This window comes from Bacillus sp. PK3-067, assembly GCF_056738645.1.
Window position 1 is genome coordinate 1349370 of the sequence record NZ_CP096490.1, and the last position, 13318, is coordinate 1362687.

Below are 13318 nucleotides of genomic sequence, written 5' to 3' on the forward strand. Positions count from 1 at the left end.
GTATATGAAAGTAGATTATCATCTTCACTTAGAAGAAGGACCGTATTCAATAGGATGGCTTGCTAAAATAAATGAAGCGTTGGAATGTTATGAACCGCTTCAAGAAAGACATTCTATTGATTGGCTTATGAAAACACAAGAGCGTTTGCAAAAGCGTGTGAAGGAAGGGCCATTTACAACAGAATGGATAGATCTATATTTAGAAGAAGCTGTGCGAAAAGGAATAAAAGAAGTGGGAATTGTTGATCATCTATATCGTTTTCATGAAGCAAAAGGATATTATGAAAAATATGTAGATATTAGTGATTCTAAGCTCGGTCGTATACAGAAAGAATGGTTAGATCAAGTAAGGGTAGTTTCACTGTATGATTTTACAAAGGCAATTGAAGAGGCGAAAGAACGATGGGGGAAAAGAGGTGTCACACTTAAACTTGGAATTGAAGCGGATTATTTTATTGGTTGTGAAGGAGAGTTAAAAGAATTATTAGCGCTAGGAGACTTTGATTATGTAATTGGTTCCGTTCATTTTCTAAATGGCTGGGGATTTGATAATCCAGATACGAAAGAATATTTTGAGGTGCATGACCTACGCGCATTATATGATATGTTTTTTAAAACAGTTGAGAGTGCGATTCGTACCGAGTTATTTGATATTATCGCTCATCTTGATAATATAAAGGTATTTAATTATCGATTGGATGAGAATGAACAGCTTTCTTATTATGAGGAAATTGCCTGTGCATTAGTAGAAACGAATACGGCAACAGAAATAAATGCAGGATTATACTATCGTTATCCTGTTCGTGAAATGTGCCCAAGTCCACTATATTTACAAGTATTAGCTAAGTATGGTGTTCCAATTACGATTTCTTCGGATGCCCATTACCCAAATGATTTAGGGAATTATGTACAAGAAAATATACAAACATTACGAGCTCACGGTGTTACTCAGGTTGCAACATTTACGAAGCGAGCAAGAGTAATGAGGTCGCTTGAAGAAGAAGTAACAAATTCAAAATGAAACGCAATTTTTTGATGAAAACTGTCCTTTTTGTTCAAAATAAGAAAGAATGAAAAGGAGGGTAAGAAATGGCGAAACAACAAAACAAACAAAATGTACAAGGTGCACAGCAACAAGCTTATACTTCTGAAACGAATGCTGCATCTCAATCGGTTATTGAGGAGCAAATTAGCGATACGGTTGCAGAAGGAACTATTGATGTGAAGCTTGGAAAAGAATCGCAGGAAAAAGCGTAAGAAGAGGGGAGAGTTGCATCTCCTCTTTTTTCATGGAAAAGTGTCGATTTTCAAAACTATAATCAAATTCCTTGGTTTTTATATGTGGATTTCTTACAATGAAATATAAGAGATGTCTTATTTTCTATAGAAGAGGTGTTAGTAGTGGCAAAAATATTAGTAGCGGGAAAAATTCCGGAAATTGGATTAGAACTATTAAAAGATCATAATGTAGAAATGTACAATAAAGAGGAGTTAATTTCTATAGATGAATTAACAGAGCGTGTAAAAGATAAAGATGCATTGTTAAGTTTACTTTCGACAAAGGTGCCAAAAGAAGTTATTGATGCAGCGCCTCATTTAAAGATTGTTGCAAACTATGGTGCTGGTTACGACAATATTGATTACACGTATGCGGGCGAAAAAGGAATTGCAGTTACGAATACACCGAAAGTATCAACGGAAGCGACTGCAGAATTAACATTTGCACTTCTTTTAGCAGCGGCGCGTAGAATTCCTGAAGGGGATACGTTATGTCGTACGACTGGATTTAACGGATGGGCACCGTTATTTTTCTTAGGACGAGAAGTCCATGGTAAGACAATCGGAATTATAGGTCTTGGAGAAATCGGGAAGGCTGTTGCAAAACGTGCGAAAGCATTTGGAATGGATGTTTTATATACAGGGCCAAATCGTAAGCTTGAAGCTGAAAGTGAACTGGGAGCAACGTATGTGACGTTGGAAGAATTATTACAAACAGCAGACTTTATTACAATTAACTGTGCTTATAATCCGAAATTACATCATATGATTGATGAAGAGCAGTTTAAAATGATGAAGAAAACAGCGTATATTGTAAATGCTTCACGTGGACCAATTATGAATGAAGCAGCACTTGCTCATGCATTAAAAACGAATGAAATTGAAGGAGCAGCTCTTGACGTGTTTGAATTTGAACCGAAAATTACAGAAGAGCTAAAAGAATTAAAGAATGTAGTACTTGCTCCACACGTAGGGAATGCAACATTTGAAACTCGTGATGCGATGGCTGAAATGGCTGTCAGAAATATTTTAGCTGTATTAAACGGCGAAGAGCCAGTAACACCTGTAAATCAAAAGGTATTAGTTACAAAATAAAAAGAAACCTTCCGGACTCGGAAGGTTTTCTTATTTTTCTTTATTGGCTTTTTTAGACGGTCTTTGTCTAATGAATTGAGATAACATGTACAAAATATATAGTGGAATGGCAATGAATAAGAAAACAGAAAAATTTCCAAATCCTGTTTGATACATTGTAATAATGATTCCAACTAAAAATAGTGTAATAATGATGCTATATCGTGGAATTGGTACATCTTTTAAACTTGGGATACGAATGCGGCTCACCATTAAAAATGCGAACGTTACAAATACGGTAATAAGAACGATTTTTGGAATGGTATGTGAAAATAATGTTAAGAAAGCAACAAGCCCTCCCGCTGCTGTAATCGGTACTCCAGTGAAATATTTCATTGAAGTAGAAGATGGTGTTACATTAAATCGTGCTAAACGATATGCTCCGAAAAGAGGGAATAATCCCGCTATGTATAATCCGATGATTCCGTAGTTTGAGAAAGATGTGTAATACATTAAAACAGCTGGTGCTGCACCAAATGTTACGACATCTGCAAGCGAGTCGAGCTCTTTTCCCATTTGTGAATCAACACGTAATAAACGAGCAACACGACCATCAAGACTATCTAACATCATCCCGATAAGTACTAAAATAGCAGCTGATTTATAATATCCTAAAGATGCATAGCCGATTGATAAAAATCCGCTATATAAATTTCCGAGCGTAAATAAGTTTGGAATAGCTGCTCTATACAAAATCTGATCCCTTGCTTTCTGTAATAAATTCTTAATTAGTGTATGAAAGTTTACTTATTTTATCATACCATAAATTTATTCCTCATACGAAAGAAATTACCAATTTGTGAAAGATTTCATAGAAGGATGGTTCCAAAATTAAGTGAAAATAAAAAGAGGAAGCAACTTGTATGAAGTTGCTTCCTTTACTATTCAAATTTCGTTGTCATCGTTCCGGTTTTATATCGATTATTAGGATCGAAGCGTAATAAATCTCCATAAATTAATTTATCGGAGAGTTTTAATTCTGTTTTTGCTTTTTCAATATACGGCTGACATAACGTCATGTCAGCTTCTTCACCCGTACTTCTTTTGTAGCACATATTTTTTGTATAAACATACTCTTCAGAAACAAAGCTACCATCACGCATTACCATAAGCGGGTCTTTCTCTTTAATAAATAAGTCAGTTCCAAATTCAACGGATTTATTTGTTTTAATACCAAGTAAATGAAGGAGCGTTGGCTTAATATCAATTTGACCGGATACTTTAGAAACAACTTTTCCTTCTTGGCCAGGCACATGAATAATAAGAGGGACTCGTTGTAATTGCATAGAATCGAATGGTGTAATAGTATCTTTTCCTAGGAACTGTGCCATAGCTGCGTTATGGTTTTCGGAAATACCGTAATGATCACCATAAATGACAATAACGGAATTATCATATAATCCTTCTTCTTTTAATTGTTGAATAAATAATTTAAGAGCTTCATCTGTGTAACGAACAGTTGGGAAGTAGCGGTTTACAACACCACTTTCCGAGTTGAATTCATCAACATATTGATCTTCCGGATTTAGAAGAAACGGAAAATGATTTGTTAATGTAATAAATTTTGTATAGAACGGTTGCGGTAAAGATTTTAACTTTGGAATAGATTGTTCAAAGAACTCTTTATCTTTTAATCCCCAACCGACAGACATTTGCTCCGTTCCTGCGTAATCATTTAAATTAAAATAACGATCATATCCAAGCGCAGGATACATTACATCCCGATTCCAAAACGTTTTATCGTTTGAATGGAAGACGGCAGAAGAATATCCGTATTTCTTTAATTGTTCTGGTGTCGCTGTGTATTCATTTGTTGCATGAGTAAAGAATACAGAACCACGATCTAGCGGATAAAGTGAGTTTTCAACGATAAATTCAGCATCAGAAGTTTTGCCTTGTCCAGTTTGATGATAGAAGTTATCGAAATAGAAACTATCCTTAATAAATTCATTTAAAAATGGTGTAATTTCTTTTCCATTTATTTTTTTATTAATAACAAAGTTTTGTGTAGATTCCATTGAAATTAAAATTACATTTTTACCTTTTGCAGCTCCAAATAAGTTTTTATCAACTTGTTTGTCTTTTGAGTCTGTATAGTTTTTAATTTCAGAAAACCCATCCCCACTTGCAAATACACGCTCAGCTGAAGACTTGGATTGAAGCGTAATATCAAATAGATGGTATGTGTATAAACCTAAATTCTTCACGACAGTTTGACGGTCAAATGAGCGCGAGAACATTTGTGGTTTATAAATAACTGATACAACAATTTGTAGTGCTAATAAAGCTGTTACACCGCTAAAGAAAGTTCGCTTCTCTGAGCGGGAAAGTGGTGTTTTGTCGCCAAATGATGGGAATTTACGTGAAATAAACATTAAAATAATTGCATCTGCAAATAAAAGTAATGTTTTGTACGTAAAGAGTTCTTTTATACTTGTCCCTAAATCAGCCATATTGTTTGTTTGGAATAAAACCGGGAAAGTAACGAAATCGTTATAGAACCCATAAAACATTGCGTTTCCAAATAAAATAAATGACAGTATAAAACTGATTCCAATTGTAATTCGGTTTCGGTGCTTAGATGCAAGTAAAGCTAAGCCGAAAAATAAAAGTAACGCAGCTAGTGGATTGATAAAAAGCATGAATTCTTCAAAGAAATTATCAATTTTAATATCAAATGCTAGCTTGTACACAATATATGTTTTAATCCATAGTAAAACGACTGCAACGAGTGCAAATCGCAGTTTTGGAAACAGATGTTGTAGCATAATATACTCCTCTCCTAAAAAGCATGACAGTTCTTGTGAGTCAGTTTGCTTAACGACTCATTTTATATATACGAACAGTCCTTTGTTATTATGATTATTATACTATGAGTATCATTATACGAAAATAAAAGAAGGTTGTGGGCTTTTTTATAATAATCGAGTAGAAAAAGAGTGGTGGGAGACAATAAAACAGAATTTCTATGTATGATAATTATCGTACGCAGAAAGAATCGCGTGATAATACGGAGGTTATAATGCGAAAATTATTATATTTTATAGCATGCAGTAGTGTTATACTTTTTACTTCACCGAGTGTGTCGGTAGCCCAATATGATGCACCTCTTATGGAAGATGCACTTTATTCTGTTTTATTTCCAAAAATAAATAAAGCAATTGAAAAACAATATGGAAGTTTGAAACCTTATCAATGTCCTAAAATTATTAGTTTAAAAAAAGTGTATAGCGGTACATATTTATTTCAAGCAAGTATTGAAGTGACAAAGTATGAACGTGTTGCTGGGAAAATTGCTCCACCATTTGAGAAGGTAACGATTACATTTAATAACGAAGAAGGCGAATGGGAAGTGACAAAGATTTCAGTAAAGCGCTTACCAAATGATACGAAACTAAACTGTGAAAAAACAATATAAAAAATTGTTTGACAAATAAAATGGTCCTTTGGTATTGTTAATAGCAACAATTAGATGTTTGAAAATTAAATAGACTTACCTCATCTACTCTCAAAGGTAGAGGCCGCGATAGGAAAGAGTAAGCTATGGGAGATTTAATGGAATCTGTGATCATAGGTTGAAAGGGACTATTGCCGAAATATAAGAATAACCATCTTATTCATATATTGGGACTGCATTGAATAAATGTAGTACTGTCATAAGATTTATTTTATGGAGAGCTATTTGGAGATGTTGATGCGGTTTCTTATTTTGAGGAGATAACAACTCGTTTATTTTTTCAATATATATTTTTCCTAATAAGAAACGCGTGTGAACATTGTTCCGCGCGTTTTTTGTCTATCTAAAAGCGTGCTGCAATGAATAGAAGATTGGGGTTATGAGTTTTAGAGGAAATAAGGGAGGAATTTAAATGTATTTACACGGCACAAGCCGAATTAATGGGCAAGGACACTTAGAAATTGGAGGGTGCGATACGACGCAGCTAGCAAAGCAATACGGAACACCACTTTATGTATACGATGAAGAGTCTATTCGAGGAAAATGCCGAGCATTTCATCGTGCTTTTAAAGAAAGTGGTTTCTCTTATCAAGTAGCATATGCAAGCAAGGCGTTCTTGTGCATGGAGATGTGCCGAGTAGCTCGTGAAGAGAATATGTCATTAGACGTTGTTTCTGGGGGAGAATTATATACTGCGCTCCAAGCAGGATTTCCGGCATCACGTATTCATTTTCATGGAAATAATAAAACAGAAGAAGAAATAGTGATGGCTCTTCAGGCGAATATCGGTTGTTTTGTCGTAGATAATTTCTTTGAATTAGAAGTTTTACACGATTTAGCGATGCAACATGGGAAATTTGTGAACATATTAATTCGTGTAACGCCTGGAGTAGAGGCGCACACACATGAATATATTACAACAGGTCAGGATGATTCGAAATTTGGATTTGGTGTTTCAAATGGTCAAGCAATGCAGGCAATTGGATTGGCTTTACAAAAATCCAATTATAATGTGCTAGGGATCCATTCACATATTGGGTCGCAAATATTTGAAACAGCTGGTTTTGTTCGAGCAATTGAAGTTCTTCGCCAATTTTTAGAAGAAGTGAGAGAGCAAACAAACTATGTAGTAAAAGTGTTAAATGTAGGCGGGGGATTTGGAATACGTTACACAGAGTCAGATACACCATTAACTCTTGAGACATATGTGCGAGCTGTAACAAGTGCAGTGAGAGAACAATTTACTGTATGTGAATATCCATTGCCAGAAATATGGATTGAGCCAGGCCGTAGCATTGTAGGTGATGCTGGGACAACAATTTATACAGTTGGATCTGTGAAAGATATTCCTGGTATTCGGAAATATGTATCAGTCGATGGTGGAATGACAGATAATTTAAGACCTGCTTTATATAATGCGCGTTATGAAGCGATGTTAGCGAATCGAGCGAATGATGAGAATGAGGAACTCGTTTCGATTGCCGGGAAATGCTGTGAGAGTGGAGACATGTTGATTTGGGATATTCATTTACCGAAAGTCGCTGCTTCTGATTTACTAGCAGTTTCCTGTACAGGAGCATACGGGTACTCGATGGCGAATAATTACAATCGGATTCGAAGACCAGCCGTTGTCTTTGCAAAAGGCGGAACATCGCAAGTAGTTGTGGAACGCGAAACATATGAAAATATTATTGGGAACGATCGTATACGTATTAAAGAGCTTGTCTAAATAGGAAAAGGAGTTGTTCGAATGGGCAATTCCTTTTTTATAAAATAAAATAATTAAAATATATCGGAAAACTAGGATTGAAAAAAATCAGAATTGTGATAAAATACAAATACAAAGCTTATCAAGAGAAGCGGAGGGAACTGGCCCGAAGAAGCTCGGCAACCTGCTTATAGAAAGCAAGGTGCTAAATCCAGCAAAATGGGATCCATTTTGAAAGATAAGGTAAAATATATTACCGAACAGTCTTTTCGAAATGGGAAAGATTTTTTTTATGAATAAAAAGGGGGGCTGTTTGCGTGAGTGTACGGGAACATTTTGATGAAGTATCCGAGAAGATTGAAGCGATGCTTGCTGATATGAAATATGGTTCAATTACAATTGTTGTGCAAGATGGAAAAGTAATTCAGTTAGAGAAAAGTGAAAAAGTACGTTTAAAGTGAAAAGCGCTGACTAGAAAAACTAGAGGCGGTTTTAACCTATTTTTATTAGGTTAAAACCGTCTTTTTGCTTTTACAGGGGGAAAAAACATGTTGACGTATGAAACGTGGGAAGAAAATGTTGTTTCGTTTTCGGAAGAAGATGAAACAAAAGGTGCGTTATCAGTATTAAATTGGGCTTATAAAGAATATAAAGATGAGGTTGTCTACGCATGTAGCTTTGGGGTGGAAGGTATGGTATTGCTGCACATTATAAACCAAGTAAATCCATCTGCTAAAGTTGTATTTTTGGATACAAATGTTCATTTTCAAGAAACGTATGAATTAATTCAAAAAGTGCGGGAACGATTTCCTTCATTGAATATTATAGAAAAACAGCCAGAACTTACACTTGATGAACAGGCGAAGTTGCATGGTGAAAAACTGTGGGAGAGCAATCCGAATCTTTGTTGTAAGATTAGAAAAATTTTACCTTTAGAAAAATCATTAGTCGTGGAAAAAGCATGGATATCGGGCTTAAGAAGGGAACAATCAGAAACACGTAAGCATACAAAGTTTATAAATCAAGATCATCGTTTTCAATCTATTAAAGTTTGTCCACTCATTCATTGGACGTGGAAAGAAGTTTGGCGATATGTATACAAACATAGCTTGCCGTATAACCCGTTGCATGATGTTGGCTATCCAAGTATTGGGTGTGAGAAATGTACGTTACCTGTAGGGGATGGTGGCGATTCAAGAGATGGTAGATGGGCTGGAAAAGTGAAAACTGAATGTGGTCTTCATTACCAATAAGATGAATCTTGAAATAAAGCTAAGAGAGGATATAGAAAAATGAGCATAGTAAACGAATTAGTAAACCGTATAGATGAGACATATGACGTATCACAAATTGAAAAAGAAATTAAATTAGACAATATTGCGTTAAGTGATTTAGAACTATTGGCGACAGGTGGATATAGCCCCCTTACTGGTTTTTTAGGGAAGGAAGATTATGATTCTGTTGTAGAAACGCTTCGTTTAGCAAATGGTAGTGTGTGGAGTATACCAATTACATTACCGGTAACAGAAAAAGTCGCAGAAAGCCTGAAGGCTGGAGAGGAAGTAAAGCTTGTCAACAATGGAAATATATACGGTGTCATTCAAATAGAAGATATTTTTGTACCAGATAAAGAAAAAGAAGCGTTACTTGTATATAAAACAACGGATGAGGCTCATCCAGGAGTGAAAAAATTATATGAACGACCAAACGTTTACGTTGGAGGAACTATTATTCTAACAAAACGCTTTGAAAATAATCAATTTCCTTCTTATCATTTAGACCCAATTGAAACGAGGGAAGCATTTAAAAAACGTGGGTGGAAAACAGTGGTCGGATTTCAAACGAGAAACCCGGTACATCGTGCCCATGAGTATATTCAAAAATCTGCTCTTGAAATTGTAGATGGTCTCTTTTTAAATCCGCTCGTTGGAGAAACGAAATCGGATGATATTCCTGCTGATGTAAGAATGGAAAGCTATGAAGTACTTCTTCAAAACTATTATCCGAAAAATCGTGTCTTTTTAAGTGTATTTCCTGCTGCCATGCGTTACGCAGGACCAAGGGAAGCGATATTTCATGCGTTAGTAAGAAAGAATTTTGGATGTACCCACTTTATAGTAGGGCGTGATCATGCTGGGGTAGGAGATTATTACGGAACGTATGAAGCGCAAGAAATCTTCACAAATTTTACGATAGAAGAGTTAGGAATTACACCACTATTCTTTGAGCATAGTTTTTACTGCACGAAATGTGAAGCGATGGCTTCAACGAAAACATGTCCGCACGGAAAAGAAGATCATGTTATTTTATCGGGTACGAAAGTAAGAGAATTATTAAGAAACGGTGAGATTCCGCCAAGTACATTTAGTCGTAAAGAAGTAGTGGAAGTGCTAATTAAAGGCTTGAAAAAAGAAGTAGTAACAGAATAGGGAGAGAACGAGATGGATACGAATATTACTTGGCATACAGCTTCGGTTTCAAAAGATGAGAGAAGAGTGAAGAATGGACATCATAGTTTTGTAATTTGGTTTACTGGTTTATCAGCTTCGGGTAAATCTACAGTAGCGAATGCGGTCGCCCGTAAACTGTTTGAAAAGAATATTGGAAATTATGTGCTGGATGGGGATAACATTCGCCACGGTTTAAATAAAGACTTAGGATTTTCTGAAAGTGATCGCATGGAAAATATAAGACGTATTGGCGAAGTGGCAAAGTTATTTGTAGACCAAGGAGCAGTTGTCCTTACAGCATTTATTTCACCATTTCGAGTAGACCGCAAACAAGTAAGAGATTTATTAGCGGCAGATGAATTTATTGAAATTTTTGTGAAGTGTCCGATTGAAGAGTGTGAGAAACGTGATCCGAAAGGACTTTATAAAAAGGCAAGAAAAGGTGATATTAAGGATTTCACAGGTATTGATTCGCCTTATGAAGAGCCAGAGCAAGCGGAATTAATTGTAGAAACGCACAAATATTCTATTGAAGAATGTGCAGAACAAATCGTGAAGTATTTACAAGAGCGTAGTTTTATATAGGGGGATAAACAATGAGTTATGAAAAAGTATGGGCTAACAATGAAAAATTAAATCAGACCGAGAAAAATAAATTAGAAAAAGATGGCTTAGAAATTTTTAATGATATTCCTTACTATGCGGAAAATGGTTTCGAATCTATTCCGAAAGAAGAGTGGGATGCCTTTAAATGGGCAGGCTTGTATTTACAAAGACCGAAAGAAGCTGGTTATTTTATGATGCGGGTAAATATTCCGTCAGGGATTATTACAAATGCACAGGCAGAAGTACTTGCTTCTATCGCTGAAGATTATGGACGTAATGTAATAGATATTACGACGAGACAGGCGATTCAGTTTCACTGGTTAGAAATTCAGCAAATTCCAGATATTTTTAAAAGATTAGCAAGAGTTGGGTTATCTTCAGCGGGGGCTTGTGGTGATATAACGCGGAATATTACAGGTAATCCGCTTGCTGGCATTGATGCAAATGAACTATTCGATACAACGCATATTGTAAAAGAAGTATATGATTACTTCCAACATAATGAAGAGTTTTCTAACTTGCCACGTAAATTTAAAATGTCTATTAGTTCTAATATTTATAATTCAGCAAACGCAGAAATTAACTGTGTTGCATTTACGCCTGCAACGAAAGAAATAGATGGTGAGAAAAAAGTTGGTTTTCATATAAAAGTAGGTGGAGGATTATCAGCTCGACCGTATTTAGCTGATGAATTAGATGTATTCGTTTTACCAGAAGAAGTGAAGGCGGTGGCGATTGCGATTGCTACTATATTCCGTGATTTTGGATATCGTGAAAAACGTCATTTAGCTCGGTTGAAATTTCTTGTTGCGGACTGGGGAGCAGAGAAATTTAAAGAGAAACTAATAGAGTATACAGGGCCTTTACAAAGTAAAGGGGAAAGTGCACTCAAAGGATGGAATGCAGGCTATTTTTATGGTGTTCAAGACCAAAAACAAAAGGGATTAAAATATGTAGGTTTTAATGTACCGGTAGGTCGTTTACATGCAGAAGAAATGTTTGAGATTGCAAGAATCGCAAAGCAATATGGAAATGGACAAATTCGTACATGTAACTCGCAAAACTTCATTATTCCGAACGTTCCTCCAGAAAATGTAAAAGGATTACTTAGTGAACCGCTGTTTGAAGCGATATCTGCTAGCCCGAAATCATTTATTGGTCATGCGGTTTCATGTACCGGTATTGAATATTGTAATCTTGCACTAGTAGAAACGAAAGAAAGATTACGAAAAATTGCAGAATACTTAGATACACAAATTGCACTCGATGTTCCAGTTCGAATTCATATGGTAGGCTGCCCGAATTCATGTGGTCAACGTCAAATTGCTGACATTGGGCTACAAGGGGTGAAAATGAAAACGAAGGAAAAAGGTATTGTTGAAGCGTTTGAAATATACGTAGGTGGAACATTGTTAGATGGCGGTGCCTACAATCAAAAGTTAAAAGGAAAAATAGATGGCGAGGATCTACCTGATGTACTCGCATCATTTATAAGTTATTTCAAAGAGAATAAATTACCAGCCGAAACATTTTATGATTTTGTAGGTCGTGTTGGTGTAGACATATTACAAATAGCGTTAAATAACGTGTTAGAAGAAGTAATAGCGTCTTAGGAGGGACGATATGGATTTATATCGATTTGAAGCTGTATTAGTGAGTGATATTGTTCCGATTGTTGTTGTTGCTCAAAGTGAAGAACAGGCATTTAAGCTTGCGGAGATTGAGCTTGAAAAACATTTTTTACCGTTGCCAGAGGTAAAAGAGATTTCTTTGTTTGAAAAAAAGAAGATTCGAAAAGGTGCAGCATTTGTTATTCATGAGTAGAGATTAGTAATACGAAAAAATAAAAACTTCCATTCTTATATACGAATGGAAGTTTCATTTTAATAGTAGAAATGAGGAGAGATGATGGGGAAGGTTTATATTGTTGGAGCGGGTCCTGGCGATCCAGATTTAATTACTGTTAAAGGGTTGAAATGTATTGAGAAGGCAGATGTTATTTTATACGATCGCCTTGTGAATAAAGAGCTGCTTTCACACGCAAAGCCTGACGCGGATTTAATTTATTGCGGGAAACTCCCGAATTATCACACGATGAAGCAAGAAACAATTAATACATTTCTTATTAAGTATGCGAAAAAAGGGAAAGTTGTAACGAGGCTTAAGGGCGGCGATCCATTTGTATTTGGTAGAGGGGGAGAAGAAGCGGAAGCATTAGCAAAGCAAGGTGTACCATTTGAAATCGTCCCAGGTATTTCATCTGGAATAGCTGCACCTGCTTATGCTGGTATTCCAGTGACGCACCGTGATGCAAGTGCAAGTTTTGCTATTGTGACTGGGCATAGGAAAGAAGGTGCTGAAGAAGAAGTGAAATGGAAAAGTTTAGCGAAAGGTGTAGAGACTTTAGCGGTATATATGGGGGTTAGTAATTTGCCCTACATATGTGAGCAACTTATGAAGCATGGAAAAGATAAAAGTACGCCAGCTGCTATTATTGAGCAGGGGACGACGTCTATGCAACGCACAGTTGTTGGAACGTTAGGGACAATTGTAGATGTTGCGAAAAAAGAGCAAATTCAAAATCCGAGTATGATTGTAATTGGAGAGGTTGTCCGTTTTAGAGAAAAAATTCATTGGTTTGAGAAGCAGACAGAAAATGCTTATCAAGTAAGTGGAGTGTTGTAA

Annotated in this window: 14 protein-coding genes and 2 riboswitches; of the genes, 12 read left to right on the forward strand and 2 right to left on the reverse strand. The window is 36.0% G+C overall.

Features of this window, described 5'->3' with window-relative positions; translation table 11 throughout:
• Nucleotides 1-4: 4 nt before the first annotated feature.
• The 3 genes from M1D73_RS07055 to M1D73_RS07065 all read left to right on the forward strand — a co-directional run bounded on the left by M1D73_RS07055 (nucleotide 5) and on the right by M1D73_RS07065 (nucleotide 2373).
• Nucleotides 5-1021, forward strand: a complete 1017-nt coding sequence (locus M1D73_RS07055) for a histidinol phosphate phosphatase domain-containing protein (protein ID WP_000861836.1) — start codon at nucleotides 5-7, stop codon at nucleotides 1019-1021.
• A gap of 68 nt (nucleotides 1022-1089) precedes the next feature.
• The gene (locus M1D73_RS07060) at nucleotides 1090-1257 is read left to right on the forward strand and encodes a YozQ family protein (RefSeq protein ID WP_001118878.1); all 168 of its coding nucleotides are present in this window, start codon (nucleotides 1090-1092) and stop codon (nucleotides 1255-1257) included.
• 144 nt (nucleotides 1258-1401) lie between these two features.
• Nucleotides 1402-2373: an NAD(P)-dependent oxidoreductase gene (locus M1D73_RS07065; RefSeq protein ID WP_001062858.1), complete on the forward strand. Its 972-nt coding sequence runs from the start codon at nucleotides 1402-1404 to the stop codon at nucleotides 2371-2373.
• Between the two features lie 30 nt (nucleotides 2374-2403).
• On the opposite strand, the gene pssA is transcribed toward M1D73_RS07065, so the two are convergent.
• Complete coding sequence (gene pssA / locus M1D73_RS07070) at nucleotides 2404-3105, reverse strand: CDP-diacylglycerol--serine O-phosphatidyltransferase (protein ID WP_000285417.1); 702 nt, start codon at nucleotides 3103-3105, stop codon at nucleotides 2404-2406.
• Between the two features lie 188 nt (nucleotides 3106-3293).
• A complete protein-coding gene (locus M1D73_RS07075) occupies nucleotides 3294-5180 on the reverse strand; it encodes an LTA synthase family protein (protein WP_100655215.1) in 1887 nt (628 codons plus the stop codon).
• A gap of 254 nt (nucleotides 5181-5434) precedes the next feature.
• Here M1D73_RS07075 and M1D73_RS07080 point away from each other — a divergent pair, with 254 nt between their 5' ends.
• The 9 genes from M1D73_RS07080 to cobA all read left to right on the forward strand — a co-directional run bounded on the left by M1D73_RS07080 (nucleotide 5435) and on the right by cobA (nucleotide 13318).
• Nucleotides 5435-5830: a DUF3888 domain-containing protein gene (locus M1D73_RS07080; RefSeq protein ID WP_001228822.1), complete on the forward strand. Its 396-nt coding sequence runs from the start codon at nucleotides 5435-5437 to the stop codon at nucleotides 5828-5830.
• A gap of 89 nt (nucleotides 5831-5919) precedes the next feature.
• Nucleotides 5920-6101: riboswitch (Lysine riboswitch) on the forward strand.
• 180 nt (nucleotides 6102-6281) lie between these two features.
• Nucleotides 6282-7598, forward strand: coding sequence for a diaminopimelate decarboxylase (lysA, locus tag M1D73_RS07085; protein ID WP_000280648.1), 1317 nt, complete (start codon nucleotides 6282-6284; stop codon nucleotides 7596-7598).
• 115 nt (nucleotides 7599-7713) lie between these two features.
• Nucleotides 7714-7822, forward strand: a riboswitch (SAM riboswitch).
• Nucleotides 7823-7894: 72 nt separating this feature from the next.
• Nucleotides 7895-8038: a YezD family protein gene (locus M1D73_RS07090; RefSeq protein WP_000116158.1), complete on the forward strand. Its 144-nt coding sequence runs from the start codon at nucleotides 7895-7897 to the stop codon at nucleotides 8036-8038.
• An 87-nt stretch (nucleotides 8039-8125) separates the two neighbouring features.
• A complete protein-coding gene (locus tag M1D73_RS07095; RefSeq protein WP_000959020.1) occupies nucleotides 8126-8830 on the forward strand; it encodes a phosphoadenylyl-sulfate reductase in 705 nt (234 codons plus the stop codon).
• Between the two features lie 39 nt (nucleotides 8831-8869).
• Nucleotides 8870-10006 carry a sulfate adenylyltransferase gene (sat, locus tag M1D73_RS07100; RefSeq protein ID WP_000029491.1) on the forward strand — a complete coding sequence of 379 codons (1137 nt, stop codon included), beginning with the start codon at nucleotides 8870-8872 and terminating at the stop codon, nucleotides 10004-10006.
• 12 nt (nucleotides 10007-10018) lie between these two features.
• The gene (gene cysC / locus M1D73_RS07105; protein WP_000380499.1) at nucleotides 10019-10612 is read left to right on the forward strand and encodes an adenylyl-sulfate kinase; all 594 of its coding nucleotides are present in this window, start codon (nucleotides 10019-10021) and stop codon (nucleotides 10610-10612) included.
• An 11-nt stretch (nucleotides 10613-10623) separates the two neighbouring features.
• Entirely contained in the window at nucleotides 10624-12246 is a 1623-nt protein-coding gene (locus M1D73_RS07110) for a nitrite/sulfite reductase (RefSeq protein ID WP_000119620.1), read from the forward strand.
• A gap of 10 nt (nucleotides 12247-12256) precedes the next feature.
• The gene (locus M1D73_RS07115; protein WP_000366918.1) at nucleotides 12257-12457 is read left to right on the forward strand and encodes a DUF3906 family protein; all 201 of its coding nucleotides are present in this window, start codon (nucleotides 12257-12259) and stop codon (nucleotides 12455-12457) included.
• A gap of 84 nt (nucleotides 12458-12541) precedes the next feature.
• The gene (cobA, locus tag M1D73_RS07120) at nucleotides 12542-13318 is read left to right on the forward strand and encodes a uroporphyrinogen-III C-methyltransferase (RefSeq protein ID WP_000521257.1); all 777 of its coding nucleotides are present in this window, start codon (nucleotides 12542-12544) and stop codon (nucleotides 13316-13318) included.

What these genes read in the sequence shown, in the direction of transcription:
- cysC (WP_000380499.1), top strand. Translation starts at nt 10,019, where the DNA reads ATGGATACGAATATTACTTGGCATACAGCTTCGGTTTCAAAAGATGAG.
- M1D73_RS07060 (WP_001118878.1), top strand. Translation starts at nt 1,090, where the DNA reads ATGGCGAAACAACAAAACAAACAAAATGTACAAGGTGCACAGCAACAA.
- M1D73_RS07055 (WP_000861836.1), top strand. Translation starts at nt 5, where the DNA reads ATGAAAGTAGATTATCATCTTCACTTAGAAGAAGGACCGTATTCAATA.
- M1D73_RS07080 (WP_001228822.1), top strand. Translation starts at nt 5,435, where the DNA reads ATGCGAAAATTATTATATTTTATAGCATGCAGTAGTGTTATACTTTTT.
- M1D73_RS07110 (WP_000119620.1), top strand. Translation starts at nt 10,624, where the DNA reads ATGAGTTATGAAAAAGTATGGGCTAACAATGAAAAATTAAATCAGACC.
- lysA (WP_000280648.1), top strand. Translation starts at nt 6,282, where the DNA reads ATGTATTTACACGGCACAAGCCGAATTAATGGGCAAGGACACTTAGAA.
- sat (WP_000029491.1), top strand. Translation starts at nt 8,870, where the DNA reads ATGAGCATAGTAAACGAATTAGTAAACCGTATAGATGAGACATATGAC.
- M1D73_RS07095 (WP_000959020.1), top strand. Translation starts at nt 8,126, where the DNA reads ATGTTGACGTATGAAACGTGGGAAGAAAATGTTGTTTCGTTTTCGGAA.
- cobA (WP_000521257.1), top strand. Translation starts at nt 12,542, where the DNA reads ATGGGGAAGGTTTATATTGTTGGAGCGGGTCCTGGCGATCCAGATTTA.
- M1D73_RS07075 (WP_100655215.1), bottom strand. Translation starts at nt 5,180, where the DNA reads ATGCTACAACATCTGTTTCCAAAACTGCGATTTGCACTCGTTGCAGTC.
- M1D73_RS07115 (WP_000366918.1), top strand. Translation starts at nt 12,257, where the DNA reads ATGGATTTATATCGATTTGAAGCTGTATTAGTGAGTGATATTGTTCCG.